This window comes from Streptomyces sp. NPDC090106 (assembly GCF_044747265.1).
In the GTDB taxonomy this organism is placed as follows: domain Bacteria; phylum Actinomycetota; class Actinomycetes; order Streptomycetales; family Streptomycetaceae; genus Streptomyces.
This window is the reverse complement of record NZ_JBIVDS010000014.1, coordinates 61027-85898: the sequence shown is the minus strand read 5'-3', so window position 1 is coordinate 85898 and position 24872 is coordinate 61027. Positions and strand designations below refer to the sequence as shown.

Genomic DNA, 24872 nt, shown 5'->3' with positions numbered 1-24872 from the left:
CCTCAGGCCTCAGGGGTGCATCCGCGCCCCCTTCACCACCTTGTCCACCGCGTTGCGCGGTCCGTACACCGCCAGTCCCACCAGGTCCAGGTCCGTCGTTCCCACGGCGCGGACCGCGGCGCGGTTGGCGCGGTCGTGGCCTGTGGCGAACAGGTCGGACGTGAAGACCGCGCGAGGGAGAGCGCGGGACAGCACGCGTGCGTGGGCGGCCGTCAGTGTCTCCTTGGCGGCCTCGAAGACCATCACCGGCTGCCGGAACATCGGCAGGTACGGCACCCCGTCCCCGTCCTCGTACGGCTCGCCGATCACCTCGGGCAGCTGCGTGCCCAGGCCGCTGACCAGGAACGCGGTCACGTTCAGCCGCTGCCAGGGCTCCAGGTCGTCGCGCAGCAGGACGGCGATCTTCGTGTCGAAACGGACGGGCGCGCCGGCGTCCAGGACGTCCACGACTTCGGTGGTCACGGTGGTCACGGTGGTCTCGGTCGGTCCCGTGGTCCCGGTGGTCTCGGTCGGTCCCGTGGTCCCGGTGGTCTGCATGCTCATGGGACGAGACTGCCGGGCACCCCGCGACAGCGTCTTGTACGTTCTTTGCATGGCCAGCGGCGAGGACGTCACCGCGTGGCGCCCCGCCGTCCCGGGCGTCACCGAGGTGTTCCACGCGCACTTCACCGAGTACGCCTATCCCATGCACGTCCATGACGCGTGGACGCTGCTCATCGTGGACGACGGCGCCGTACGGTACGACCTGGACCGGCACGAGCACGGCACCCCGCACGACACGGTCACCCTGCTGCCCCCGCACGTCCCGCACAACGGCTCACCGGCCACACCGGACGGTTTCCGCAAACGGGTGCTGTACCTGGACGAGTCCGTGCTCGGCGAGGACCTCATCGGACCGGCGGTCGACGCACCCGACCTCCGTGACCCCCTTCTGCGCCTCAGGGTCGGGCAGTTGCACGGCACGCTCACCCGTCCGGGGGACGAACTGGAGGCGGCGAGCAGGCTGACGTTCATCGGGGAGCGGCTGGTCGAGCACCTGAGACCGCGCGGCCCGGCCCTGTCGCCGCCCGCCCGGCCCGATCCCCGACTCGCTCGTGACCTGCGGGAGTTGCTCGACTCCCGGGTCGTGGAGGGGGTGACCCTGGAGCAGGCCGCGGTGCTGCTGCACGCCCATCCCGCCCATCTCGTAAGGGCGTTCAGCACCGCGTACGGGATCGCCCCGCACCAGTACCTCACCTCCCGCCGTGTGGCCCGCGCCCGGCGGCTGCTGCTGGACGGGCGGCGGCCCGGGGAGGTGGCCGCGGCGACCGGGTTCTTCGACCAGTCCCATCTGACCCGGCACTTCAGGAAGTTGGTGGGTGTGACACCCGGGCGGTTCGCCGGCCCGGCGTCCGGGAGGGTCAGTCCGTCGGCTTCCGCGTGAGGTGCGCGAACGCGTCCAGGTTCCGCGTCGGCTCGCCCCGGGAGACCCGCCAGGCGTACTCCTTGCGGATGGCGGTCGCGAAGCCGAGTTCGAGGAGGGTGTTGAAGGCGCCGTCGGCGGCCTCCAGGGTCTGGCCGAGGAGACGGTCCAGCTCGTCCGGGGTGACGGAGGCCAGCGGCAGCTTCGCCGTGACGTAGATGTCGCCGAGGGGGTCGACCGCGTAGCCGACGCCGTACAGCTTGAGGTTGCGTTCCAGGAGCCAGCGGTGGACGCCGGGTTCGTTCTCGTCGGGGTGCCGGATGACGAAGGCGTTCAGGGAGAGGGAGTGGCGGCCCAGGCGGAGGGAGACCGTGGTGCGGAGTTTGCGGGTGCCGGGGAGCTGGACGACGTAGGTGCCCGGCGTGGGGCTCTCCCACTCCAGCTCGGCGTCCTTGAGGGCGGCCTCGATGACCTCGTGCGCGTCAGCCATGGTGGGAGCGTACGCGACGCCGGTGGGCGTGCAGGGCGGCCGTGTAGACGTCCGCGGTGGCTCCGGCGGCGGTGTCCCAGCCGAAGGACAGCGCGTGCCGGGCGGCGGCCCCGCCCATACGGGGCACGAGGTCGGTGTCGTCGGCGAACATGCCGAGCACGCGCGCGTACGCGGCGGGATCGTGCCCGCGGACGAGGAACCCCGTCTCGCCGTCGCGCACCGCGACCGGCAGACCGCCGACGGCCGCCGCCAGCACGGGCGTCCCCGCGGCCTGGGCCTCTATCGCGACCAGGCCGAAGGACTCGCTGTAGGACGGCATGACCAGGACCGACGCTGCGCGGAACCAGTCCGCGAGCTGGTCCTGGCCGACCGGCGGGCGGAAGCGCACGACGTCCGCGATGCCGAGCCGCGCGGCGAGCTTCTGGAGGCCCTCCGGCTTGGCGAGGCCGCTGCCGCTGGGCCCGCCGACGATCGGGACGATCATGCGGGAGCGCAGCTCGGGCCGCTCGTCGAGCAGGACCGCCACCGCGCGCAACAGGACGTCCGGGGCCTTCAGGGGCTGGATGCGGCCCGCGAAGAGCGGGATCAGCGCGTGCTGCGGCAGGCCCAGACGGGCGCGCGCCGCAGCCCGGCCGTCCGCCGGGGAGAAGCGGTCCAGGTTCACGCCGGGGTGCACGACAGCGACCTTGGACGGGTCGGCGCTGTAGTGCCGTACGAGTTCGTCGGCCTCCTCGGCCGTGTTCGCGATGAGGCGGTCCGCGGCGTCGACGATCTGCGTCTCGCCGATCACGCGCGCGGCGGGCTCGGGGGTGTCGCCGTCGGCGAGGTTGGCGTTCTTGACCTTGGCCATGGTGTGCATGGCGTGCACGAGGGGGACGCCCCAGCGCTGGGCGGCGAGCCAGCCGACATGGCCGGAGAGCCAGTAGTGGGTGTGGACGAGGTCGTAGTAGCCGGGGCGGTGGCCGGCCCACGCCTGCATCACGCCGTGCGTGAAGGCACAGAGCTGGGCGGGCAGCTCCTCCTTGGCGAGGCCCTCGTAGGGGCCCGCGTCCACATGGCGGACGAGGACGCCCGGGGCCAGCTCCACGACGGGCGGCAGCGAGGCCGTCGTCGCGCGCGTGAAGATCTCCACCTCGATGTTGATCGCGGCGAGGCGCTGGGCCAGCTCGACGATGTAGACGTTCATACCGCCCGCGTCGCCCGTGCCGGGCTGGTGGAGCGGCGAGGTGTGCACCGAGAGCATGGCCACGCGGCGGGGGCGGCGGTGCAGCCGCAGCCGCGGGGATGCCGTCGGGGAGCGGCGAGCGAGCCTGCTGACGTACTGGCTCACGTGGCGGTCCTCCTTGGTGCGGGCATGCCGTGGCGGAGGGTGTGGGGACCCTCCACGAGGGTGCAACATCGGTGGGCGGGGGTCGCATTCCGGCCGGGGCGTTTTTTGCCGGAGGATTACCGACCCTCGCTCAACTGTTCGGGGCCACTCCGCGTCCCCCTCTCCGGACCCGCATCCCCCTTTCCGGACCCGCATCCCCCTTTCCGGGCCCGCGTCCCTCGTCCAGGGACCCCGGTCTCCTTCCAGGGCCCGCGTTCCTCGTCCAGGGACCCCGGTCTCCTTCCAGGGCCCGGGTCCCCGTCCCCGGGCCTGCGCATACCCTCGTACCTATGTCAGCCCGCGCCCCGTCCCGCCCGGTGGGCTCGGTCACGCGCGGGACGACCAACCCCAACCGCCTGCGCCGCATGGACCGCTGGATCGCCGCCGTCCACGGCGCCGCCCTGCGCCGCGCCGCCGACCCCGTGGCGGTGGATCTGGGATACGGGGCCGCGCCCTGGACCGCGCTCGAACTCCTCCGGCGGCTGCGCGGCACGGCACCCCGCGCGCGGGTCGTCGGCATCGAGATCGAGCCCGCGCGCGTGAGCGCCGCGAAGCCCTACGAACGCGAGGGCCTCGCCTTCCGGCACGGCGGCTTCGAGATCCCGCTCCCCCAGCGCCCGCTGCTGATCCGCGCCGCCAACGTGCTGCGGCAGTACGACGAGGCCGAGGTGGCCGGGGTCTGGGAGCGGCTGTGCGCGCGGCTGGACCCCGACGGGCTGCTGGTCGAGGGGACGTGCGACGAGATCGGGCGCCGGCACGTGTGGGTCGCGCTCGGGCCCGAGGGCCCGCGCACGGTCACCTTCGCGACCCGGCTCGGTTCCCTGGAACGCCCCTCCGACCTCGCCGAACGCCTGCCCAAGGCGCTGATCCACCGCAACGTCCCCGGTGAGCCGGTGCACGCCTTCCTCCGCGACTTCGACCGCGCGTGGGCCGCCGCGGCGCCCTACGCGTCGTACGGCGCCCGGCAGCGGTGGATGCGGACGGTGCGGGACCTGCGGGGCGACTGGCCGGTGGCGGACGGGCCGGGGCGGTGGCGGCAGGGGGAAGTCACCGTGACGTGGGAGGCGTTGGCGCCCCGCGCCTGACCGACCGGCCCGCCGGCCCGCGACCCCGGCCCGCCCCACCGGCCCGCCCCACCGGCCCGCCACCCAGCAACCCCGTCGCCCCGTCGATCCGTTGCCCCGTCGATCCGTTGCCGCGCCACCCCGTTGACCTGCGGGGAACGATCTCCCTGCGTCGTTCGTCACATTGGCGGGGAGATCGTCTTCAAGGACGGAAACGGGGGAAGCACTACCTCTGTCACACGAGGCACTACCCCTGTCGTTTTGCGGCACGGCATGGCACGATCCCCCGGGAACCGTAAGTTACTGACGGTAAATCAGGTATGGGGGCTGGGGTTATGGGTGCGGGCAAGCGCGGGCTGGTCTCGGTGGCCGTAGCCGTGGTCTGTGCGGTGACTGTCCTGGGGGCCGCGGGCAGCGCCTCCGCCGCTCCGAGCCCGACGCCTACAGCGAGCCCGACACCGGCATCGAGTCCGGCCTCGACGCCCGGCGCCTCCGCCGCACCGGTGACCACCAAGGACCTGGAAGCCGTCCGAAAGAAGCTGGACGAGCTCTATCACGACGCCGCCGTGGCCACGGACGCCTACAACGCCGCCGAGGAGAAGGCCGACGAGCAGTCGGCGGCGATCGTGGCGCTGGCCAAGAAGATCGTGAAGGGGCAGGAGAAGCTCGCCGAGCTGAAGAAGCGGGCGGGCGCCGCCGCGGCGGCGCAGTACCGCACGGGCGGACTGCCGGACGAGGCACAGCTGATGCTCAGCGACAACCCCACCCAGTTCCTCGACGGTGCCGGACGGGTGATCCAGGGGCAGCGCGCCACCAAGGGCCTGATCGCGGAAATGACCCGCACCCAGGAGGACTTGGAGCAGTACGCCGCCGACGCCTCCGCCCAGTGGGACAAGCTGGAGGCCAACCGGAAGGCCAAGGCGACCGCGAAGAAGAAGGTCCAGAAGCAGATCAAGGCCGCCGAGGAGCTCGAGTCCAAGCTGGAGAAGGAGGAGAAGGAGCGGCTGGCCAAGCTGGAGCAGGAGGCCGCCTACCAGGCCCAGACCGCCTGGCTGGACTCCGGCATCCTCGACGAGATCCAGGGCGAGGCCTCCGAACAGGGCAAGAAGGCCGTGGCGTACGCGACCGCGCAGCTCGGCAAGCCCTACGAGTGGGGCGCCGAGGGACCCGGCTCCTACGACTGCTCGGGGCTGACCAGCCAGGCCTGGGCCGACGCGGGGACGGCCATCCCGCGGACCTCGCAGGAGCAGTGGAAGCAACTCCAGCACGTCGACGTCGAGGACATGCGGCCCGGCGACCTCATCATCTACAACAGCGATGCCAGCCATGTCGCGATGTACATCGGTGACGGCGCCATCATCCACGCGCCGCGCCCCGGGCGGACGGTGACGATCGCGGGGGCCGGCTCGATGCCGATACTCGCCGTCGTACGCCCGGACGCCTGACGCCGGACGCCTGACGCCTGACGTCCGACGCCCTGCCGCGCCCTGCCGCGCCCTGACCTGACGCGCCCCGCACCGCCCTGAGACCGGGGTCACGTGACCCAGCGCACCCGGGCCGCCGGATAAACCCGCCGCGGACGTGACGTTCGTCATTCCCGCACCTCGGGCGGGGTGTCCAACTGCGGTAGGGATCGCGGCATATGACAGCGGCTGCCTGCCCGACCGGGTGTCGCACACCATTCCGTTGCGGCGCCGACTACCGCTATGGTCCCCGTCGGTGGGTCGAGGTCCCTCGTCCCCGCCATGCCCTCGGGGGGAGGGAAGGAACCCAGACGATGCCCGTACCCGTACCGCGGCAGAGAGCGATCCCGGCCGTGGAAGGTGGTCAGGCGCCGCAAGCCGCACCCGCACCCGCTTCCGCATCCGCATCCGCCGCCTCCACGGACGCCGTCGCGTCCAAGAACGGCGCGAAGGCCGGCGCGAGGAACAACGCCAGGAACGGCCCCAAGAACGGCTCCAAGAGCAGCGGCAAGAACGGCGGCAGGAACGGCGCCAGGAGCGGCACGAAGGACAGCGCGAAGGACAGTACGGTCGAGAAGAACGGCAGCACTCATCTGACGCTGCTGGTGATCGAGGACGATCCCGGCGGCTCGACACTCGTGCCCGAACTCCTGGACTCGGCCGGCAACCCCATCCGCGTACGCACCGCCCGCAACCTCACCGAGGCCGAACGGCTGCTCACCGACGACGTCCACTGCATCCTGCTGGACCTCGAACAGCCCGTCCCCGTGCGCGGCGACAGCGACGACGAACTGGCCCTGCTCAAGCACGTCCTCCAGCTCGCGCCCCGCCACGCCGTGCTCGCCCTCACCGCCACCGGCGACGCCGAACGCGGCACCGAGGCCGTCCGCGTGGGCGCCCAGGACTATCTCTTCCGGGACGAAATGGACGGCCGGCTGCTGAGCCGCGCGATCCGTTACGCGGTGGAGCGGAAACGTTCCGACACCGCCGAACGGCGCCTCGCGGAGGGCCGCGTCCGGGCCCAGGAGAACCGCCGCCTGGAACGCGGCCTGCTGCCCACGCCGCTGCTGGAGGGCTCGTCCCTGCGGTTCGCCGCGCGCTACCGCCCGGGCCGCTCGCGCGCCCTGCTGGGCGGTGACTTCTACGACGTCGTACGGACCGCCGACGGCACCGTGCACGCCATGATCGGCGACGTCTGCGGGCACGGCCCCGACGAGGCGGCGCTCGGCGTCGAGCTGCGCATCGCCTGGCGGGCGCTGACCTTCGCCGGACTGTGCGGCGACGAACTCCTCGGCACGCTCCAGCAGGTCCTGGAGCACGAGCGCGCCGACGACGAGATCTTCGCGACGCTGTGCACGGTGGACATCGCACCGGACGGCCGCCGCGCGGGCCTGTGCCTCGCCGGGCACCCGGCCCCGCTGATCGCCCGCCCGGGCAAACCGGCACGGCTCCTGCCGTACGACAACAACGGCCCCGCGCTCGGCCTGCTGCCCGGGGCGCGCTGGCCGCGGATGCAGGTGGAGCTGGGGCGGGAGTGGAGCCTGATGCTCTACACCGACGGCCTCATCGAGGGGCGGGTCGGCGAGGGCCGGGAACGGCTGGGCCAGGACGGGATGGTGTCGCTGGTCCGGCGGCAGCTGGCCGAGGGACTGCGCGGCGAGTCGCTGCTGCGGGCCGCGGTGAACGAGGTGCGCGATCTCAACGGCGGTGAGCTGACGGACGACGTGGCCGTGCTGCTGCTGGACCGGCTGGGCTGAGCCAGGACACCGGGTCCGGCCCGGTGTCCATCACGCCGTCACGCCGGTGGCAGGCGGGGTGCTGCCGGGTACTACCGGCCGCCGTTCCAGGGCCCGTACGGGCCGTCGCTGCTGCTTCCGCCGCCCTGGCGGCGGCCCCAGCGACCGCCCGACACCTGCTTGAGGGCCGGGAAGACGTCCACGATGAAGACGATCGAGGCGATCAGGCCCGCGATCTGCAGGAAGAGCATCGGCACCAGCAGGTTCACGACGACCGCGATCCCGAGGATGATCAGCCAGAAGCCCTTGCCCTGCTTGTTGGCGGCCCGGTACGCGTCGTCACGGAACACCGCGGCGAGGACGAAGGCCACCACCGCGAATCCGAACATGGCGAGGTAGATCAGCCACATCAACCCCGCGAAGCCCTGCATCAGCACAACGTCCACCACCAGACTCGGCTCGTCGTTACGCGGTCACCGTACCCGTAGAACGGGCCGGGCACCCCAGAGGTGCCCGGCCCGTGCCGGGGTCGTGATGTCCCGGCCACCGGACCACTGCCCGGTGCCGTACGGCCGTACTGCTCGGCCGTACTACTTGGCCGGGGGCGTGGTCTTCTTGGCGGTGGTCTTCTTCGCCGGGGTCTTGCGGGCGGTGGCCTTCTTGGCCGGGGCCGCCGCCGCGGGGGCGGGCACGACCGGCGTGGGCTTCGGCTCCTCGGCCTTGACCTCGACGGGCTCGGCCTTCGGCTCGACGGCGATCGCCAGTTCCTCGATCTCCTCGGCCGCCTCGCCGCGCCAGGTCTTCACGGTCTGCTCGCCGTGCTCGGCGACCTTCTCGTAGGTCTCGCGGGCCTTCACGGCGTACTCGGCGGCGACGCCGACGCTGCGCAGGGCGAAGTCCTGGGCGCTCTCGCCGAACTTCTTCAGGTCGGCGTCGAGCGTGGTGCCGAGCTTCTTGATGTCCCCGTCGAGGGACGCCAGGAAGTCGGTGACCTTGGCCTGCACGGCCTCCTGGGTCTCCTTGACCTTGGCGCCTGCCTCCTTGGCGCGGGCCTGGGCCTTCTCCTGGACGACCTTCGGGTCGGTGCCGCGCACGGCCTCGATCCGGGACGGCGCCTCGGCGCGCAGCTGCTCCACCAGGCCGGGCACCTTCTTGGCCTCCTGAAGAGCGAGGTCACCGGCGCCGGCGAGGAAGTAGAGCGGGGTCGGGTCCGTGACGGCCTTGCGGATGTCGTCGGTGATGGCCATGGTGATGGTCCTCCCGGTCGCTTTCTTTATGAGGGTTCGTGTGAGGGTTTTTCAGGGTCTGCGGTGTCGCTGCCCGCGGCGTCCCCACCCTGCGGGGCGCCCTGGCCCTGCCGGGTGTCCTGAACCCGCGGGGGTTCCTGAGCCTGCGGAGGTTCCTGAACCTGCGGAGGTTCCTGAACCTGCGGGGTGTCCCCGATGTCGCTCCCGAATCCGTTCTCCTTGCGGAAGGACTCGTAGATCTGGAGCAGCACCTGCTTCTGCTGCTCGTTCAACGAGGGGTCGGCGAGGATGACCGCACGTGTCTCGACCTCGTCCCGGTCCCGCTCGGCGTCGAGGATCCCGGCGCGGACGTACAACGTCTCGGCGGAGATCCGCAGGGCCTTGGCGACCTGCTGCAACACCTCCGCGCTCGGCTTGCGCAGCCCGCGCTCGATCTGGCTCAGATACGGATTGGACACCCCGGCGGCGTCGGCGAGCTGCCTCAGCGAGAGCTGCGCGTTGCGACGCTGCTCGCGCAGGTACTCACCGAGATTGCCGACGTTCAGCGATGCCATGCGTCCACCTTGCACCACCCCTGCTAACTATTGCAAGCACCCGCTTGCAAAAGTGCGCCACACCACGCCGGGCGGCGCCCTCGGGCGCGCGGCGCGTGCATAGGATCGACCCCATGCCGCTCCGACCCGTGCATGTGATCGTCAAGGCCGTCGACGCCCCGGTGGTCGGGCGGTTCTGGGCGGAGGCGCTCGGGTGGAGCGCCTACGGCGCCGGTGCGGCCACGTACGTCGGGCCCGCGGGCGGGCTCGTCTGGCCGGACCCGGTGTACGTCGGGGTGGACGTCGTCCCGGTGCCGGAGGGCAAGCCGGCGGTGAAGAACCGGACGCATCTGGACCTGGCCACCATCTCGCCCGCCCATCAGGCGGAGCTGATCGCCCGCGTCGAGGCGCTCGGTGCCACGCGGGTGGACATCGGTCAGGGCGCGGTGCCGTGGACGGTGCTCGCGGACCCGGAGGGCAACGAGTTCTGCGTGCTGGAGCCCCGGGAGGTCTACCGGGACACCGGACCGATCGCCGCGGTGGTCGTCGACTGCGCGGACCCGCGGGCCATGGCGCGGTTCTGGGGTACGGCGACGGACTGGACGGTGTGCGAAGTCGCCGACACCCACGCCTCGTTGCGCTCCCCGCGGGGCACCGGGCCGTACCTGGAGTTCCTCCGCGCGCCCGAGGCGAAGTCCGTGCCGGACCGCGTCCACGTCGACCTGCTGCCGTACCCCGACACCGACCGGGCGGCGGAGGTGGCCCGGCTGCGCGGGCTCGGCGCGGCCGACCTCGACGTCGGTCAGGGGGACGTGCCGTGGACGTGTCTGACCGACCCCGACGGCCACGAGTTCTGCGTCCTCGCCCCGCACTGACCCGCTGAGGGAAAACGGCTTTCGCCTTCCGTGGGGCGGGAGTTAGCGTGCCGCCCTTGAGGGGCGGTCGCCGGTGGCGCGCGGTACGGCGAGCGCTCCTTCCGCCTGCCCGCGGCGCGCTGGGAGGGGTTCTCGTGCCACTGCCGTCCTCGTCCCCCGCCCCTGACCTGCTGCGCGACCGGGACTTCCGCCGGCTCTGGGTGGGGCAGACGGCCTCCCAACTGGGCGAGCACGCGACCCTGGTGGTGCTGCCGCTCTTCGCGGTGCTGACCCTGCACGCCGGGGCGGGCCGGTTGGGGGTGCTGCGGGCGGTGGGCCAGGCGCCGGTTCTGCTGCTGTCGCTGTTCGTCGGCGCGTGGGTGGACCACTGGCGGACCCGCACGGTGATGGCGGTGACGGACGCGGGCCGGGCGCTCGCGCTGGGGGCCGCCGCCGTGGCCGGTCTGCTCGGCCTGCTCGGTCTGCCGGCGTTGCTGGTGGTCGCGTTCACGGTCGGGGCGCTCTCCGTGTTCTTCGACGTGGCCTACCAGGCCTCCCTCGTACGACTGGTCCGGCGCGACCAGGTGGACCAGCTGGTGCGGGGCAACAGCGCGCTGGAGGGCAGCCGTTCGGCCGCGCAGATCGGCGGACCGGCGCTGGGCGGCGCGCTGGTGACGATGCTGTCGGCGCCGGTCGCCGCCGCCTGCGCGGCCCTGTTCTTCACGCTGTCGTTCCTGTCCGTACGGCGGATCGGCCGACGGGAGCCGCTCCCCGGACCGGACTCGGCGCGGCGTCCGCCCCGGGTCCGGCGGCGTATCCACGAGGGCCTCCGTTTCGTCGCCGGTGAGGCCGCGCTGCGGACCGTGTGCCTCGCGTCGGCGGCCTTCCAGTTCTCCTTCTCGGCCGTGATGACCGTCTATCTGGTCTTCCTGCCAGGGGAGTTGGGGCTGTCGGGGACGGCCGTCGGGCTGGTGCTCGCGGCGACGGGGCCGGGGGCGCTGCTGGGCGCGGTGCTGGCGGCGCGGCTGCCGCGACGGTTCGGGTACGGCACGGTCCTGGTGGGCGCGGCGGCGCTCGGCGACGGCGTGTTCCTGCTGGTGCCCGCGCTGCACGGCACCTCCGCGGTGACGGTGCCGGCGCTCCTCGCGGTCAACTTCGCCTTCGGGACGTTCGGTCAGCTCGTGAACGTCACCGTCATGGCCGTACGGCAGAGCGTCACCCCGGACGGGATGCAGGGCCGGGCCGCGGCGACGGTCAGCTTCGTCGGGATGGGCATGACGCCGCTCGGCTCGCTGCTCGGCGGGTTCCTCGCCCAGGCGTGGGGGACGCGGACCGGTCTCCTGGTGACCGCGGCGGGCATGCTGCTGTCACCCCTGGTGATGGCGCTGTCCCCGCTGGCCCGGCTGGGCCGTACGCTGCCCGCGTCCGCGCCCGGCGTGTGAGGTCACCCGGTGCGCAGGGTCCGGAAGCGGTCCGGGTCCTCCGGGTCGCGGTCGGCCACCTGGACCGGCGGCCAGGTCCACTGGTGTACGCCGATGCCGGGCACCCGGGAGAAGGCGATCCGCCCCCGGGTGCCCTCGGCCTCGACGTGGGCCCAGGACGCGGCGACGCCCTTCCGGTCCGTGCCGTGCGTGCGCAGGGACTCGGCGAGGACGGCGATCGTGTCGTACCCCTCGAAGGCGGCGAAGGAGGGGGAATGGCCCAGGTGGTGGCGCAGGGCGGCCTCAACTCGGCGTCCCGGTGGGCCGATTCGCTCGGGCAGATGGCGCAGGAAGGGGATGCCGGTGCCGTCCGCCCCGAGGAGTTCGGCCCACTCGGGGAACTCCGGCTGCCCGGCCGGGGCGCCGATCAGGAGGTCCGCGAGACGCGGGTCGCGGCGTACGGCCCGGACGATCGGCACCACCGGGTCCGGGTGCCCGGCCAGCAGCAGGAGGGCGGTCGCGCGGGCCCCGACGAGGGCGTCGCACAGGGCGTCGGGCGGGAGCGCGCGGGTGTCGAGTTCGGTGACGGTGCCGCCGTGCGGGGTGAGGTGGTCGCGCAGGACGCGGGTGCCGGTCGCCCAGTAGAGGCTCGGCTGGGTGGCGACGGCGACGCGGCGGCCCCGGCCGCCGGAAAGGCCGAGGAGGTGGTCGGCGTAGATCCGCCAGCCCCGGGACTGCGCCGGGGCGATCCGCGCGACCCACTCCGTCGGCTGCTCGGTGAGCGCGTCGAGGACGGCGGAGGAGCAGAGGAAGGGCAGGCCGAGGGCGTCCGCGCGGATGGCGGCGGACCGGGCGACGACGCTGTGGTACTCCCCCACCAGCGCGGTGACGCCGAGGCGGGCCAGCTCCTCCACGGCGGCCTCGGCCCGCCCCGGATCGGCGGCCGTGTCCCGGACGACCAGCTCCAGCGCCCGACCGCCCACCCCTCCCCCCGCGTTGACGTCCCGGATTCCCAACTCCAGTCCGGCCAGAAGGTGTTGACCGGCCTCGGTCCAGCCCGGAGGGGTGAGCGGGGCGAGGGCGCCGACACGGATCGCGCCGCTCATGAGCCGCCGCCCGGGCCGCCCGCGGGGGGTTCGGGCATCCTCATGCCGTGGCCCCCTCGCGGAAGGCGTACCCGGTGTACTCGCACAGGGGGACGTAACCGATGCGCCGGTACAGGGCGTTGCTCGTCGGATTGCCGGGGTCGGTGAACAGGACGACCTCCTCGGCGCCCGCGGCGAGCGCGGCCCGGGTCACCTCGACGGTGACGGCCGCCGCGTAGCCGTGTCCGCGCAGGTGGGCCGGTGTGGAGACGGGGTCCACCCGGACCATGCCGCCGACCAGGCCGGTCGATCCGGCCATGGAGACGGGGGTGCCGTCCGGGGTCTCCCAGAACGTGAAGTGCTTGTCCGCGAACCGGGACGCCTCCCAGGCGCCGGAGTCGAGCAGGTCGACGGTCGCCCGCTCGCCCACGTCGACGCAGAACTGGCGGCACCAGCATACGACTTGCTCATGGCCGGCCCTCGCGGCGACCCGCCCCTCCGGCATCCGCTCGGGCGGGACGAGCGCGTCGAGCCGGTGCAGCCGCCCCCGCCAGTCCCGCACCGCCTCCGCACCCGTCCGCCGCCGCCACGCCTCGGCGAACGCGGTCGCGCTGTCGTGATCGGCGGTGACCCCGCAGGCCCGCTCCCCGAGCCCGACCAGCCGTACGGCGAGGGCGTCGGCCTGCTCGGGGCCGACCGGCGTGACGGTCACCCGCCCGGTGCCGAGCCGGTAGAACACGGCCCCCACCTCACCGCCGTCGCCCTCGGTCCAGCCGAAGACGACCCCCTCGGACCCACGCCGCCGCAACCGGTCCAGGATCGTCAACGGCGTGTTGTGCCGGTCGGGTTCAGCCCGCAGGAAGTCCTCCGCCGCCGCGACGAACTCCTCCAGCTCCTCTGTGATCTGCCAGCCCTCTGAGCGCATCCCTCATGATGTCCCACGGCCGGCGACCGCACACGCGAGGCACGGGTGCCCCGGGCGACGCCCGCCGCCGCGCCCGCCCCGGCGACGGCGTCAGAACGGCAACTCCCGTCCGTGCACCACCTCCAGCCCCGACACCGCCCGCGTGAGCACCACGTACAGCCGCTGCAAGCCGCGTTCCTCCGCCTCCGCGATGGCGGCGGGCTCGACGGCGACGACATGGTCGTACTCAAGTCCCTTGACCAGGGAGGCCGGTACGAGGGTGAGACGGGCGGTCAGGTCGTCGGGGGCGGAGGGCGGGAGTCCCGCCGTGCCGAGTGCGGAGCGGAGCCGGGGGACGTCCGCTTCCGCGGCGACGACGCCCACGGACCCCTCCCGGGCGAGGGCCTCGCGTACGGCGTCGACGACCGCGCCGGGCAGGTCGTCCGGGGCGTACCGCAGGCGCAACTCGCCGTCGCGGCGCAGGGATCGGCCGGCCGGTACGTCGACGTCCAGGCGCGGCAGCAGCCGGTTGGCGAGCCCGACGACCGCCTCCGGCACCCGGAATCCGACGGTCAGCGGCAGGACGGCCGTGTCCGGTTTCCCGAGGTGGGCGAGCAGGGTGCCCCAACTCCGGGCCGCCCAGGGCGTAGTGCCCTGGGCGAGGTCACCGAGCACGGTCAGCGATCCGAAGGCGGCCCGGCGGGCGATGGCACGGCACTCCATCGGGGACAGGTCCTGCGCCTCGTCGACGACGACATGGCCGTACCCCTCGGGGTGTTCGATCAGCCCGGCGACCTCGTCGAGGAGCACGAGATCGGCGGCCGACCAGCGCGCCGACCTCCAGGACCGCGGCGGCCGTTCCCAGAGCAGAGCCCGCCGTTCGCGCACCTCAAGGGTGTCCGTCTCCCGCTCCCCCCGCAGCAGTTCGGCGACCACCTCCTCCGACCGCACGCGGGGCCACACGGCGTCGACGTACGGCCCGACCGCGCGTGTCATCCGGCGCAGCCAGGAGTGGGGCGGTGGTCCCGCGCGCCGTTCCGCCCGCGCCCGCAGGTGGGCGACGAGCCGCTCGCGCACCCGCTCCCGTCCGACGCCGTACGGCGGTTCCTCCGCCCGTACCCCGGCCACGATCGCCGCGAAGGCCTCCTCCGGCACCCGCCATCGGTAGGACCCCTCGGGGATCACGACCGGCCCGGCGGCATCGGCGGAGACGCGTGCGTACAGCGCCCGCCGCAGCACCTCCGCCATCCGCACATCGTGCTTGATCCGCGCGGTGTCCGGCCGGTCGACGCCGGTGACGGCGTGCCGCCCGATCTCCTCCCCGAGCGTCGACTGCCGCACCCCGGTCTCCCCGAGCGCGGGCAGCACCTCCGAGATGTACGTCAGGAAGGTGCGGTTGGGGCCGAGGATCAGCATGCCGCCGCGGCGGATGCGCTGCGGGTGCGTGTAGAGGAGATAGGCGGCGCGGTGCAGCCCGACGGCGGTCTTCCCGGTGCCGGGAGCGCCCTGCACACACACGGAGACGGCGAGGTCCCCTCGTACGAGATCGTCCTGTTCGGGCTGGATGGTGGCGGCGATGTCCCGCATGGGCCCGACCCGCGGCCGTTCGATCTCCTGTACGACGATGCCGCCGGCCTTCGACTCGCCGCGCCCCAGATGCTCGTCCTCCAGCCCGGTCAGATCGGCCGAGTCCCCCTTGCTCCCCGGCGCCCACCCGAAGCGGCGGCGCACGGCCACGCCCTGCGGGTCGCGGGCGCTCGCCTGATAGAAGGCACGGGAGACGGGGGCACGCCAGTCGACGACGAGGGGCGGGGCGGCGGGATGCTCACCGACCCGGAGCCGCCCGACGTGGTACGTCTGCCCGGCGTGCTCGCCGCCCTCGTCGCCGAACTCCAACTTGCCGAAGAACAGCGGCCCTTCGGGCAGTTCCCGCATCTCCTTCGCCTTGCTGCGCAACCGGTACCCGAGCACCTCGGCGTCGGCCCCCGACGCGGACACGTCCACCCCGCTGACGACCTGCTCCTGAGCCCCGTCGACCATGGCGGCGAGCGCGGCACGGCAGGTGTCGTGGTGGGCGCGTTCGAGGTGGAGGGCGGAGGTGAGGGCGGGTGCGGGGGAGGGGTCGGAGGGCGTCGTCATGGAACGAGCGTACGCCACTTTCGTAACCGAGTTACATTTTTAACCGAGGATCAATGCTCTGGCCGGACACTCACGCGTACTGCGGCAACCCGGCCTCCAGCCGGTCGAAGGCCAGCCCCGCAGCGGCCAAGGCGTCCGATGTCACCGCGCCCACGCCCTCCCCCGCCGTGATGCGCCGCCAGTTCTCCTGCGCGAGCACGCGCCGCACCGCGACGATCTGCGCTGCGGCGAGCCGCGCGTCCAGATCCCCGCCGAGCGCCTCGGCGAGGGCCAGCTCGGAGCGTTCCAGGTGGAGGTGGAGGCGGGCGACGAGGGCGGGGGTGCCGTAGAGAAGGTCGTAGAAGGCCAGCACCGCCGGGTGATCACTGAGCCCGGTGATCGGATCGGCCCGCCCGATCCCGTCGAGGAAGTCCCGCCGCAACGCCACGAGCGGCGCCACGTCCCTGTCCCGCCGCACGACCCTCGCCGCCTCGTCCTCGTGATCGGCGATCCGGTGGAAGACGAGGTCTTCCTTGGCCGGGAAGTACCGGAACAGGGTCGGCTTCGAGATCTCGGCCGCCGCGGCGATCTCCACCACGGACACCTCGTCGTACCCCCGCTCCAGAAACAGCCTGATGGCGATGTCGGAGACGGTCTCGTACATCCGCTGTTTCTTGAGCTGGCGCAGGCCGGGGGTGGTCATGGGGTGAGGGTACGGGGCGAGGGCCGGCGGACCCGCGCCTCCGGAGCCGCTTCCGGGCTATGCCAACGCGCGAGCCAGGTAGGGGTTCACGCGCGGCCGCACGGAGAGACCGAGGAAACCGATGGCCGCTTCCAGGGTCAGCGCGTACGAGTCCACGGCGCGCCGAACGTTAGGGGCGTCCAGATCCGCTCCGGTCACCAGCCGGTCGAGGTCGATGTATGCGGATCGAACGGTCTCGATCATCCGGTAGACGCGCCAGTCCAGCTCCCAGCCACGGGTGAACTCGGCGGACAGGTCCCTCGTCCACATGTGGAAGAGCCGACGCCGGATCTCCGGCCGGGTCGGGGTGAGGTGCATGTGCCGGACCAGGTCGTAGAGCGGATCACCGACCACCGCCATTTCCCAGTCGATGAGAGTCAGTGCGTACGCATCGGTGCGTCGCACCAAATTCCAGGGGTTCAGGTCACCGTGCAGCAGGGCGGCGCTGCGCCTGCTGACATGGTGCTGCGCCAGGATCTCGCGAAGCCTGGCGGCGGAGGGAAGCCCCAGCACACGGGCGAGTTGCTGTGACTCTTTCGGCAACTCCGCCACCAGTAGGACAAGTTGTTCACTGAGCCAGTTGAAGAAGTCCGTCCCCTGACCCGCGAAAGGATCAAGTGGGGAGCAGTCCACCGCGGTCAGGGCGGCGAGCTGACGGATCAGACCATCGGCCTCGTGCGGCAGAAGGCCGTGGACCGGATGGTCGGGCTTGTGACCCGAGTCGGCAGGACCTTCGTAGGTATGGATGGCGAATGGATCCTTCGCATGACTCTCGCCCAGCGCCAGAACCCGAGGCGCGGCAACCTTCACCGCCGATTTCTCGATGAGCGCCAGGACGGAATGCTCGCTGAGGAAACTCCGCTCGCGCCGACACAGGTTCGCCACCTTGCGCCGCACCACGACGGGAGTCGGGACTCCGGGCACCCGGACCACCGAGTTGAGGTGAGCGGTTCCTTTGAACACCCTGCTCGCAGGCGCGGCCCCTTCCAGCAAGAGGGCGTCGGCGACGGCGGAGTGGGGGAAGTCCCCTCGCTCCGGCACCCGCCCGTCCGGGGTCCAGCTGATCCGGCCGCTCAGTGTCCGCCACTCCGTGCCGGAAGGTTGCCTGGAGGCTCGCCAGCGCAGGAGGATCCGCTCGATCTCGGGCTCGCTCGGCACATCACGCAGCCTGAGCGGCTCAGCGGCAGCTTCCAAGGCGCTGCGGACCTGCGCCGTGGCTTCGTCCAGCCCCTTCTGGTCGCAGGACTGCTCCAGTGACATCGCGGCCCGCATGACGTCGGGGTAGACGGACTGCGCGCGCTCGAAGGCCACGTAGTTCCGAAGGTCTCTGCCCACAGCGTTGACGGCAGCCGGACGGACCAGTGACATCGCGTCCGTCCATGCGCAGATGACCTCGTCCCACTGATGGGCCGGATACCGCATGCGCACCAGATGGGTCGCGAGATCGTGCAGAGGATCGCCGTAGGTCGCCAGTTCCCAGTCGACACAGATCAAGGGCGGAGCACCGCCGTACGTCACGATCACGTTGTCGCGGTGAAGATCCGCGTGGAGCAGGCTGTACGGACGCCGGCCCATGGTGGGGACCCGCTCGGCAAACCGGATCAGCGCGTCCTCGGGAATTCCCAGTGCCGCGAACAGTCCACCGAATGCGGGCCAATTGGACTGCCGAACATGTACATCCGCCATGCCCGCCAGAGCCCGCAGGAAGCCCTGGCTGTCCGTGTGGTTGCTGGGCCAGGACAGCGGCAGCGCCGGCAGTGCCGAACCCCGCACCCTGGCCATTCCCGCGAGCAGAGTGGCAAGCGCCTGGATCAGAAGGCGGTCCACCGGTTTCCCGTTGTCGCAGACGCTGGAGAGCGGAACACCTTCCACATAGCTGTGGATCGCGAACCCGTCCCCCTCGTGAAGGCACTCCGGCACATGCGGCAGAACACCTTTGACGGCCCGGAGGATCTCTCCTTCGTTCAGCCAGGTCCTGATCACCACGGGCAGCGCGTCGGCTTTTCGTCGTCGCACGATCACCGAGGTACCGGCGGCTAGATCCATCAGTCTCGCCAGAGGTCCCGTCACCGGCAGAACGTGATTGCGATTGTGAAATCCACTGATGGCGTTCCCCGACGCCTCGGCATGCCGCAGGAACTCCTCGAACGCCTCGGAGGAAGCGATTCGAGGCCGCTCGACGGCGGCACTCCCCCCGCCGCCAGGGCTGGGGACGAAGGGTGGGGCCACTGGGCCGCTCCGAACTCGCACGAACTAGAACACCACGGACTGAAAGGGCGTGCTCCTTGATATTGGACGCGACGCGCCTAGGGTGACACTCGAGCTGCGCACAACGAGTGGCTTGACACGTGTTGGCTGGACTCGACAGAGGTCTTGCTTGATCTGCAGGCCTCCGCTCGCGATCCGGAAACTTTTGTTTACCGGCGTTGCGGTAGGGGCACCGTACAGCATTCACACCCCCTGGAATCATTGGCCTCAGGGTCACCACCGCCCTTGAATACGAGCCGTTGGTGCACTCCGCTCAATTCGCGAGAAGATCCCATACGGAGTCGTACCAGGACTTCATGTTCGCCACGAAGAGGGACCCCGGAGAGTACGGGTCGTCGTCCTTGACGTGATGGGTCAGCCTGGCGCTCAGCCCGATGACGTCCAGCGCCTGCACCGCTTCGCCATCGTCCAAGGTCATCGTCCGCTCCATGACGTTGTACATCCCGAGCAGCGCCTCGACGTCATTGAACAAGTACAGCTTGAACGCGGGAACCATCCGCACCCGACGGATCTCCACCTCGACATCCGGCACCAGCTTCAAATCACGCAGTTCCACAAGCAAATGCTGCAACGATTCGCTGTGCCGTCGGCTGATGTCGTGCAGCCTCCGCTGCGGACGAAGATCGTCCGCGTCGTCCTTCACCCTGGGATAGGGAAGACTCGCCCCGTCCTCGGGCAAGAGCATCCGCAGAGCGATGCGCTCCGGGGCGATTCGGCGCCGCCGGATCCGCTCGGCCTGGAGGTGGAGGTAGGCGTCCAGCGACTCGGATGTCAGCGTGAAGACGTCCAGACGGACTTCCTGCTTCTCGAACACGGCGTCTATGAGGGGGCCCAGCGTCGTCCCTTCGGCCGACTTCGTCGGGCCGGGCACCTGCGACTGGACGAGCGGAGTGCTGATCACTCGTGACCCGCTTCCCTGCCGCGTCAGGATCAGTCCCTCTGCGGTCAGTTCGCCCAGCGCCCGTTGGATCGTGTCCCGCGAGACATCGAAGAGCTCAGCCAGCTCACGCTGCGAAGGCAGGACGGAGTTCAGCGGATAGGTGCCGTTCGCGATGCGCGCACGGAGCTCTTCGGCGACTCTCGTGAACTCCTTGCCGCCGTCACCGGCCCGGGGTGCGCTCATGATTCGACCGTACCGCCCACCAGCCACCTGCAAACCAGAACAGGCCACTTGCACAGTCCAGTTGGCCGACTGGTTAAGGGATCAGATGAGCTGGGCAGACCAGCAGTACATCAACCAGTCCAATTGGACGGCATGTTGGTGGGTTGCTACCCACAAGCCGGAAGGTGGTGGGGTCAATGCTCACGTTCCAGGAGCAGTTCCCGAACCAGCTCGAGCGAACCGACCACGGACGAGGCCCCAGCCTCTCGCAACAGCTTCTCCTTGTCCTCGTTACGCGCGTAGCCCAGGAACGGCACACCGGCGCTCCGGGCCGCCCGATAGTCGGTGGGCGTGTCACCGATCATCAGAGCCGCGGAAGGGGCGGCCCCCATGGCGCTCAGGGCGCGGTTGAGACAGTGGGGGTGGGGCTTGAGGTGATGGAGATCCTGGGTGCGGCCGTAGATGTGGGGGTGGAAGCAGGCTGTCAGACCGCGGCTCTCCAGGTACTTGCGGACGACCCGCGGGGAATTGTTGGTGGCTATGGCGAGGCGGGAGCCGACTGCGGCCCAGGTGCGTATCAACGGGTCCGCGTAGGGCGTGGGCATCGCCGAGGACGCCGCATGCAGTTCTTCCTTGGTGAGACGTTCCTCCAACTCCGCGACCAGGTCACTGCCCGGGTGCCGGCCGTCGACGGCACGCAGAACGACATGGGGGTCGAGTGACTCCCGTTCGTCGTCCGTCACCAGGCCGTGCAGTCCTCGGCCCTCCAGCCACACGACCAGCTTCCTGGCCACCTCGTCCGCCGAATGCCCCGCGAACAACCGGCAGATCGGGCCGTCGAAGTCCCACAGCACGACCCTCGCACCCTTGATCAGTTCCCGGAGTTCACCGAGTTCTTCTGGAGCGTTTCTTGTCTCTGCTGTCACCGAACCAGTCTGCTTCGTCTCAGAAGTCACTAGGAGAGTGTCAGGTCCGTCGTGATGGTTTCCCAGAGGGCGTCGAACCACTTCTGGGATTCCTCAACGAACGCCGCGTCCCGTTGGCCCGTCGCCTTCGCGAAGGAGAAGAGGAGGGACTGGGAGCCGAGGGCGTCGTACATCTCGAGGGTCTGGCTCTCGTACTCCTCCTCGCGCTCGGTCAGGACGTAGTAGCCGATGAGCGCCTCGTCGCCGTTGAGCAGGTACAGCTTCACGGGCGGGGTGAAGGGCAGGGCCCTGAAGGTGACGCTGACCTCGATGCCGTGGGTGGAGCGGAAGCCCTGGAGGTTGTGGCGCAGGACCTGGGCCTGGGCGTTGCGCATCGAGTACCAGCGCTCGTGCACGACGGTCTCGTCGGCGCCGCCCTCCACCGGGACCGGGAACGCCAGGTTGATGTCCCGCGACGGGAGGAGGATGCGGACGTCGATGGACTGCGGGCGTATGCGGCCTTCGTGGATGAGGCGGACCGGTTCACCGATGGCCACCATGAGGCTCTCCGCCGTCAGGCATGCCGCGTCCACGCGGACGTTCGGGACCGAGAACGCCTCGGCGAGGCGGGGCGCCAGGCCCACCATCGTGGGCTGGGGTTCGCCTCGGGACGGGGCGGGGGTGGCGATGCGGGGTGGGCTGCCCTTGCTGACGTTCGTGAGGAGCCCGTCCTCCTGGAGGGCGCGGAGCGCCTGGCGGACGGTGCCGCGTTCGACGCCGAACTCCTCGGCCAGTTCGGCCTGTGTGGGCAGGCGGTCGCCCGCCTTCAGGTCACCGTTGCGGATCCGGTCCCGGAGGATGTCGGCGATCTCCTGGGGCGAGAGCTTTCTGCTGCCGTTCACTGCCACGTTCTCCTGGGTCACGACCAAACGCTACAACTTAGTTCCAGCCCTGGGGAGTTGCCCGGAAGTTGTTTCAAAGCAGGGGCCAAGTGGGGACAACTACATCAGAGTTGGTTGCCAACTTGGTTGAGTTGGCGGAAGTTTTGCCTCCCGTCCCGGGCGTCCTCGCCCCGGATACCCGCCTCACGCCCGAAGGGGGAAGCCCGTGCCCGTCATCTACCTCTTCTCCGCCGTGTTCGTCGTCGGCGTCGAGCAGACCCTTCAGTGGAAGTACGGCGCCGCCGGCATCCTCGGTCTGCTGCTGCTCAGCATCGGCGTCAAGGCCAAGAGCCCGGTCGTCAGTTCCGTCGGCGCGGTGATGCTGGCGCTGCTCGTCTCCGGCCCGGCCCTGCAGTAGCACCGCCGGGGGCACCCTCGGCGCCCTCGGCACCCCCGGCGCGCTCAGTCCGTCAGCGTCAGCTCCGAACTGATCGTCTCCCACAGGGCGTTGAACCACAGGTGGGACTGCTCGACGAAGGTCGTGTCCCGCAGTCCGGCGCCCTGCTCGAAGGCGAACAGTGTCGACTGGGTGCCCTCGGCGTCGTACATCACCAGATGCTCGTGGTCGATCTCCTCCTCGCGCTTGCTGAGCGTGTAGTACGCGAAGAGGGCCTCCGTGTTGTTGAGCAGGTAGAGCTTCACGGGCGGAGTGAACGGCAGCGCGCGGAAGGTCACGCTCACGTCGATGCCGTGCGTCGCGCGCAGGGCGAGCAGATTGTGCTTGAGCACCTGCCCCTGGGCGTTGCGCTGGGCGAGCCAACGGCGTTGCAGGCGACCGTCCGTGGAGGCGTCGACCGGGGTCGGGAACGCGAGATCGATGTCGCGGCTCGGCAGCAGGACACGGACGTCGACCTTGGCCGGATTCAGTCGTCCGGCGTGAATCTGGCGCAGCGGTTCGCCGAGGGCGAGGTTGAAGGAGACCGAGGTCAGACAGAGCGCGTCGATCTCGACGTGCGGTGCCGCGAAGGCCGCCGCGACCCGGGGCGCGAGCGCGACCATCGTCGGCTGGGGCGGGGCTCCCGGCCCGGTCAGCGCCCTGCCGAGGTCGTGGGCGACCGTCGCCGGACTTCCCTTGGACACGTTGGTGAGCAGATGCTCCGACTGGAGAATGCGCAGGGCCTGCCGGACGGCGCCCCGCTCCACTCCGAACTCGTCGGCCAGCACGGCCTGGGTGGGCATGCGCTGACCCGGACGCAGCTCACCGGAGCGGATGCGGGCACGCAGTTCGTCGGCCACTTCCCGATGGGATCTCTGTGGCCGTTGTGCCCGCTCCCGCCCATTGACGGAGGCGTGTTTCGGGTCCACGACCAAACACTACAACTTCCCGCCATCTTTGGGCAGTTCGAGGGAAGGTGGTTATGAGACGCTTCCAAACGGAGATAACTAACTTTGAGTTGGTCGCCAACTTCTACAACATGGTCAAACTTCATAGAGGTTGGTGCCAGACCGGCACACAGGATCAGGGGGGATCGTCATGCCGTTCGCCATCGCCATAGCCGCCCTCGCCATCGGGTTCGAGCAGCTCGTCCAGTGGAAGTGGGGGCCGATGGGCATCATCGCCTTCGTCCTCCTCACCGTCGGCATCAAGGCAAAGAGCACCATGGTCGGCGGCATCGGAGCGGCGATCCTCGTGATGCTGCTCGCCCAGTCCGGCTGACCGGACCGCCCAAGTCCGTCGTCAGTCCGGCCGATCGGGCTCCCTTCCGGAGGGGAGCCGGGAGCCCGGTCGGTCAGCACATCGAGCAGCACTCCATCGAGCACAGCCACAACTGAACATCGGCAACCGAACACCGACAACTGAACATCGTCTCGTCGTGCACAGCCACAACTGAAGAGTCAGACCTCACGCAGTACAGCTACAGCTACAGCTACGGATTCGTTCCTGTCGGCCATCGAAAGGAGCACTCAGAAGATGTCCGGGCACCAAGGCCGCCTGGACGTACGCAGCAGGGCGTCGGCCAACCGGGCGGCGCCCGCTCGTTCTTCCCGGACCCGGCCCAGCGCCGCGAGCCGCACGGCGGACTCGTCGCCCAGCCACAGGGCCGCCAAGTCGCCCACAGTCAGGGCGAGTTCCGCGCTCGCGTCGGTCGGCGCGCAGGTGCCGCGGCCGTCGGCCGCCGCCTCCAGACGGTACCGTCCGCCGGCCAGACCCGCCGGGTCGGTCACCTCCAGGACCAACGCCCCCTCACCCTCGTACGTCCGTGCCTCCAGGGCCCTGACGACGTCCAGGAGGCGTACCCACAACCAGTCCGCCTGGCCGGTGATCCGGGCGGCGCGCGGGTCGGGGAGGAAGAGGGGGAGCAGGTCGTCGGGGGCGCGCCAGCCGCTCTTCACCTTCGTGACCCAGTCGATCGAGCAGAGGTGGCGCCACAGGGCGTGTTCGGCGGCCGGGGTCGTGGCGATCATCCACTTGACGGCCGCGGTCTCGTCGGGCTGCTTCTCGGACCACTCGGAGTCGCACGTGTACGCCACGAGGCCCTCGGTCTCGCCGGACGGCGAGCGGTACAGGGCGTAGAACGGCTCCGTCCAGGGGTCCCGGTCCAGGCGTACGGCGCCCGTGGCGATCTGCCACCAGCGGTCGTCGCGGCTGATCGCGCCGGGCTGGGCGCGGCGGACGCGCTCGTGGAGTTCGGGGCCCAGCTTGCGCACGTCCTCGGGGTCCACGAGGTCGACCCGGCCGCCGTCCTGCGGGCCGGACCAGCGGGGGTCCAGACCGCTGCGCGGGACCTCGATCGTCCACTCGGTCGTCGAGGTGGCGGGGCCGAAGCCGTAGCGGCCGTAGATCGGGTACTCGGCGGCGATAAGCGTGGCGACGACGTCACCGCGTTCCTTCGCGGCGGCCAGGTCGGCGGCCATCATCCGGGAGAGGATGCCGCGGCGCCGGTGGGTGGAGGTGACGGTGACGTTCGAGATGGCGTTCGCGGGGACGAGGGCACCGCCCACGGCGGTGAGCTGCTGGTCGAAGGAGCGGAACGTCGCCACGCAGCGGTGGTCGTCGAAGGCGCCCTGGGTGCGGTGGTCCAGGAGGTAGGTGGCGCGGTCGGCGACCTCGGCGGCGGTGACGGCCGGGGTGCGCAGGAAGCCGGTGTTGAGGGCGCGGATCCAGTCGGGGAGGTCGGCCTCGGTGACGGGGCGGACGACGGTGTCGGGACGGACGGCGGTGTCACGGTGGACGGCGGTGTCGGGGCGGCGGGTCATGGAGCCACCGTAGGCAGAGGGGGTGGGGGC

General features: G+C 71.0%; 24 protein-coding genes. 8 read left to right on the top strand and 16 right to left on the bottom strand.

The window, feature by feature from the left end:
- Positions 1-9 precede the first annotated feature (9 nt).
- Positions 10-594, bottom strand: a complete 585-nt coding sequence (locus ACIPSE_RS36500) for a DUF2000 family protein (protein WP_401671515.1) — start codon at positions 592-594, stop codon at positions 10-12.
- On the opposite strand from ACIPSE_RS36500, the gene ACIPSE_RS36495 reads away from it, so the two are divergent.
- Positions 593-1423 carry an AraC family transcriptional regulator gene (locus ACIPSE_RS36495; RefSeq protein WP_401671513.1) on the top strand — a complete coding sequence of 277 codons (831 nt, stop codon included), beginning with the start codon at positions 593-595 and terminating at the stop codon, positions 1421-1423. The genes ACIPSE_RS36500 and ACIPSE_RS36495 overlap by 2 nt on opposite strands.
- On the opposite strand, the gene ACIPSE_RS36490 is transcribed toward ACIPSE_RS36495, so the two are convergent.
- Positions 1401-1892, bottom strand: coding sequence for a YbjN domain-containing protein (locus ACIPSE_RS36490; RefSeq protein WP_401671511.1), 492 nt, complete (start codon positions 1890-1892; stop codon positions 1401-1403). The two genes, ACIPSE_RS36495 and ACIPSE_RS36490, sit on opposite strands and share 23 nt — an antisense overlap.
- The gene (mshA, locus tag ACIPSE_RS36485) at positions 1885-3222 is read right to left on the bottom strand and encodes a D-inositol-3-phosphate glycosyltransferase (protein WP_401671509.1); all 1338 of its coding nucleotides are present in this window, start codon (positions 3220-3222) and stop codon (positions 1885-1887) included. The genes ACIPSE_RS36490 and mshA overlap by 8 nt, the downstream gene beginning before the upstream one ends.
- 329 nt (positions 3223-3551) lie before the next feature.
- Between mshA and ACIPSE_RS36480 the strand changes: the two genes are divergently transcribed.
- The 3 genes from ACIPSE_RS36480 (at position 3552) to ACIPSE_RS36470 (ending at position 7545) form a co-directional block, all read left to right on the top strand.
- The gene (locus ACIPSE_RS36480) at positions 3552-4346 is read left to right on the top strand and encodes a class I SAM-dependent methyltransferase (protein WP_401671506.1); all 795 of its coding nucleotides are present in this window, start codon (positions 3552-3554) and stop codon (positions 4344-4346) included.
- 314 nt (positions 4347-4660) lie between these two features.
- Positions 4661-5770, top strand: a complete 1110-nt coding sequence (locus ACIPSE_RS36475; RefSeq protein WP_401671971.1) for a C40 family peptidase — start codon at positions 4661-4663, stop codon at positions 5768-5770.
- A 332-nt stretch (positions 5771-6102) separates the two neighbouring features.
- The gene (locus tag ACIPSE_RS36470) at positions 6103-7545 is read left to right on the top strand and encodes a PP2C family protein-serine/threonine phosphatase (RefSeq protein ID WP_401671504.1); all 1443 of its coding nucleotides are present in this window, start codon (positions 6103-6105) and stop codon (positions 7543-7545) included.
- A gap of 71 nt (positions 7546-7616) precedes the next feature.
- Here the strand turns inward: ACIPSE_RS36470 and ACIPSE_RS36465 are convergent, their stop codons facing one another.
- The 3 genes from ACIPSE_RS36465 to ACIPSE_RS36455 all read right to left on the bottom strand — a co-directional run bounded on the left by ACIPSE_RS36465 (position 7617) and on the right by ACIPSE_RS36455 (position 9325).
- Positions 7617-7955, bottom strand: a complete 339-nt coding sequence (locus ACIPSE_RS36465) for a DUF2516 family protein (RefSeq protein WP_401671968.1) — start codon at positions 7953-7955, stop codon at positions 7617-7619.
- Positions 7956-8114: 159 nt separating this feature from the next.
- Positions 8115-8771: a hypothetical protein gene (locus tag ACIPSE_RS36460; RefSeq protein ID WP_401671502.1), complete on the bottom strand. Its 657-nt coding sequence runs from the start codon at positions 8769-8771 to the stop codon at positions 8115-8117.
- A gap of 26 nt (positions 8772-8797) precedes the next feature.
- Complete coding sequence (locus ACIPSE_RS36455) at positions 8798-9325, bottom strand: helix-turn-helix domain-containing protein (RefSeq protein ID WP_401671500.1); 528 nt, start codon at positions 9323-9325, stop codon at positions 8798-8800.
- Positions 9326-9438: 113 nt separating this feature from the next.
- Between ACIPSE_RS36455 and ACIPSE_RS36450 the strand changes: the two genes are divergently transcribed.
- Both ACIPSE_RS36450 and ACIPSE_RS36445 read left to right on the top strand, forming a co-directional pair.
- Positions 9439-10179, top strand: coding sequence for a VOC family protein (locus ACIPSE_RS36450; RefSeq protein WP_401671497.1), 741 nt, complete (start codon positions 9439-9441; stop codon positions 10177-10179).
- 134 nt (positions 10180-10313) lie between these two features.
- Positions 10314-11600, top strand: a complete 1287-nt coding sequence (locus ACIPSE_RS36445) for an MFS transporter (protein ID WP_401671495.1) — start codon at positions 10314-10316, stop codon at positions 11598-11600.
- 2 nt (positions 11601-11602) lie between these two features.
- On the opposite strand, the gene ACIPSE_RS36440 is transcribed toward ACIPSE_RS36445, so the two are convergent.
- From ACIPSE_RS36440 to ACIPSE_RS36405, 8 genes are all read right to left on the bottom strand, one after another.
- On the bottom strand, positions 11603-12685 hold the full coding sequence (locus tag ACIPSE_RS36440) for an ABC transporter substrate-binding protein (RefSeq protein ID WP_401671492.1): 1083 nt from the start codon (positions 12683-12685) through the stop codon (positions 11603-11605).
- Between the two features lie 40 nt (positions 12686-12725).
- Positions 12726-13589 carry a GNAT family N-acetyltransferase gene (locus ACIPSE_RS36435; RefSeq protein ID WP_401671489.1) on the bottom strand — a complete coding sequence of 288 codons (864 nt, stop codon included), beginning with the start codon at positions 13587-13589 and terminating at the stop codon, positions 12726-12728.
- Positions 13590-13679: 90 nt separating this feature from the next.
- The gene (locus tag ACIPSE_RS36430; protein ID WP_401671486.1) at positions 13680-15707 is read right to left on the bottom strand and encodes a HelD family protein; all 2028 of its coding nucleotides are present in this window, start codon (positions 15705-15707) and stop codon (positions 13680-13682) included.
- Between the two features lie 70 nt (positions 15708-15777).
- A complete protein-coding gene (locus tag ACIPSE_RS36425) occupies positions 15778-16389 on the bottom strand; it encodes a TetR/AcrR family transcriptional regulator (protein ID WP_401671484.1) in 612 nt (203 codons plus the stop codon).
- A gap of 57 nt (positions 16390-16446) precedes the next feature.
- The gene (locus ACIPSE_RS36420) at positions 16447-18657 is read right to left on the bottom strand and encodes a phosphotransferase (protein WP_401671482.1); all 2211 of its coding nucleotides are present in this window, start codon (positions 18655-18657) and stop codon (positions 16447-16449) included.
- Positions 18658-18949: 292 nt separating this feature from the next.
- Positions 18950-19819 carry a GntR family transcriptional regulator gene (locus ACIPSE_RS36415; protein WP_401671480.1) on the bottom strand — a complete coding sequence of 290 codons (870 nt, stop codon included), beginning with the start codon at positions 19817-19819 and terminating at the stop codon, positions 18950-18952.
- A gap of 173 nt (positions 19820-19992) precedes the next feature.
- Positions 19993-20724 (bottom strand): HAD family hydrolase, encoded by a 732-nt coding sequence (locus ACIPSE_RS36410; RefSeq protein WP_401671478.1) that lies wholly within the window; start codon positions 20722-20724, stop codon positions 19993-19995.
- Positions 20725-20753: 29 nt separating this feature from the next.
- Positions 20754-21632, bottom strand: a complete 879-nt coding sequence (locus tag ACIPSE_RS36405; protein ID WP_401671475.1) for a GntR family transcriptional regulator — start codon at positions 21630-21632, stop codon at positions 20754-20756.
- Between the two features lie 178 nt (positions 21633-21810).
- On the opposite strand from ACIPSE_RS36405, the gene ACIPSE_RS36400 reads away from it, so the two are divergent.
- Complete coding sequence (locus ACIPSE_RS36400; RefSeq protein ID WP_401671472.1) at positions 21811-22002, top strand: hypothetical protein; 192 nt, start codon at positions 21811-21813, stop codon at positions 22000-22002.
- A 44-nt stretch (positions 22003-22046) separates the two neighbouring features.
- Here the strand turns inward: ACIPSE_RS36400 and ACIPSE_RS36395 are convergent, their stop codons facing one another.
- A complete protein-coding gene (locus ACIPSE_RS36395) occupies positions 22047-22955 on the bottom strand; it encodes a winged helix-turn-helix domain-containing protein (RefSeq protein WP_401671469.1) in 909 nt (302 codons plus the stop codon).
- A gap of 163 nt (positions 22956-23118) precedes the next feature.
- Between ACIPSE_RS36395 and ACIPSE_RS36390 the strand changes: the two genes are divergently transcribed.
- Positions 23119-23301 carry a hypothetical protein gene (locus ACIPSE_RS36390; protein ID WP_401671467.1) on the top strand — a complete coding sequence of 61 codons (183 nt, stop codon included), beginning with the start codon at positions 23119-23121 and terminating at the stop codon, positions 23299-23301.
- Positions 23302-23549: 248 nt separating this feature from the next.
- Here ACIPSE_RS36390 and ACIPSE_RS36385 read toward each other — a convergent pair whose 3' ends face one another.
- Positions 23550-24842: a GNAT family N-acetyltransferase gene (locus ACIPSE_RS36385; RefSeq protein ID WP_401671464.1), complete on the bottom strand. Its 1293-nt coding sequence runs from the start codon at positions 24840-24842 to the stop codon at positions 23550-23552.
- Positions 24843-24872: the final 30 nt, after the last annotated feature.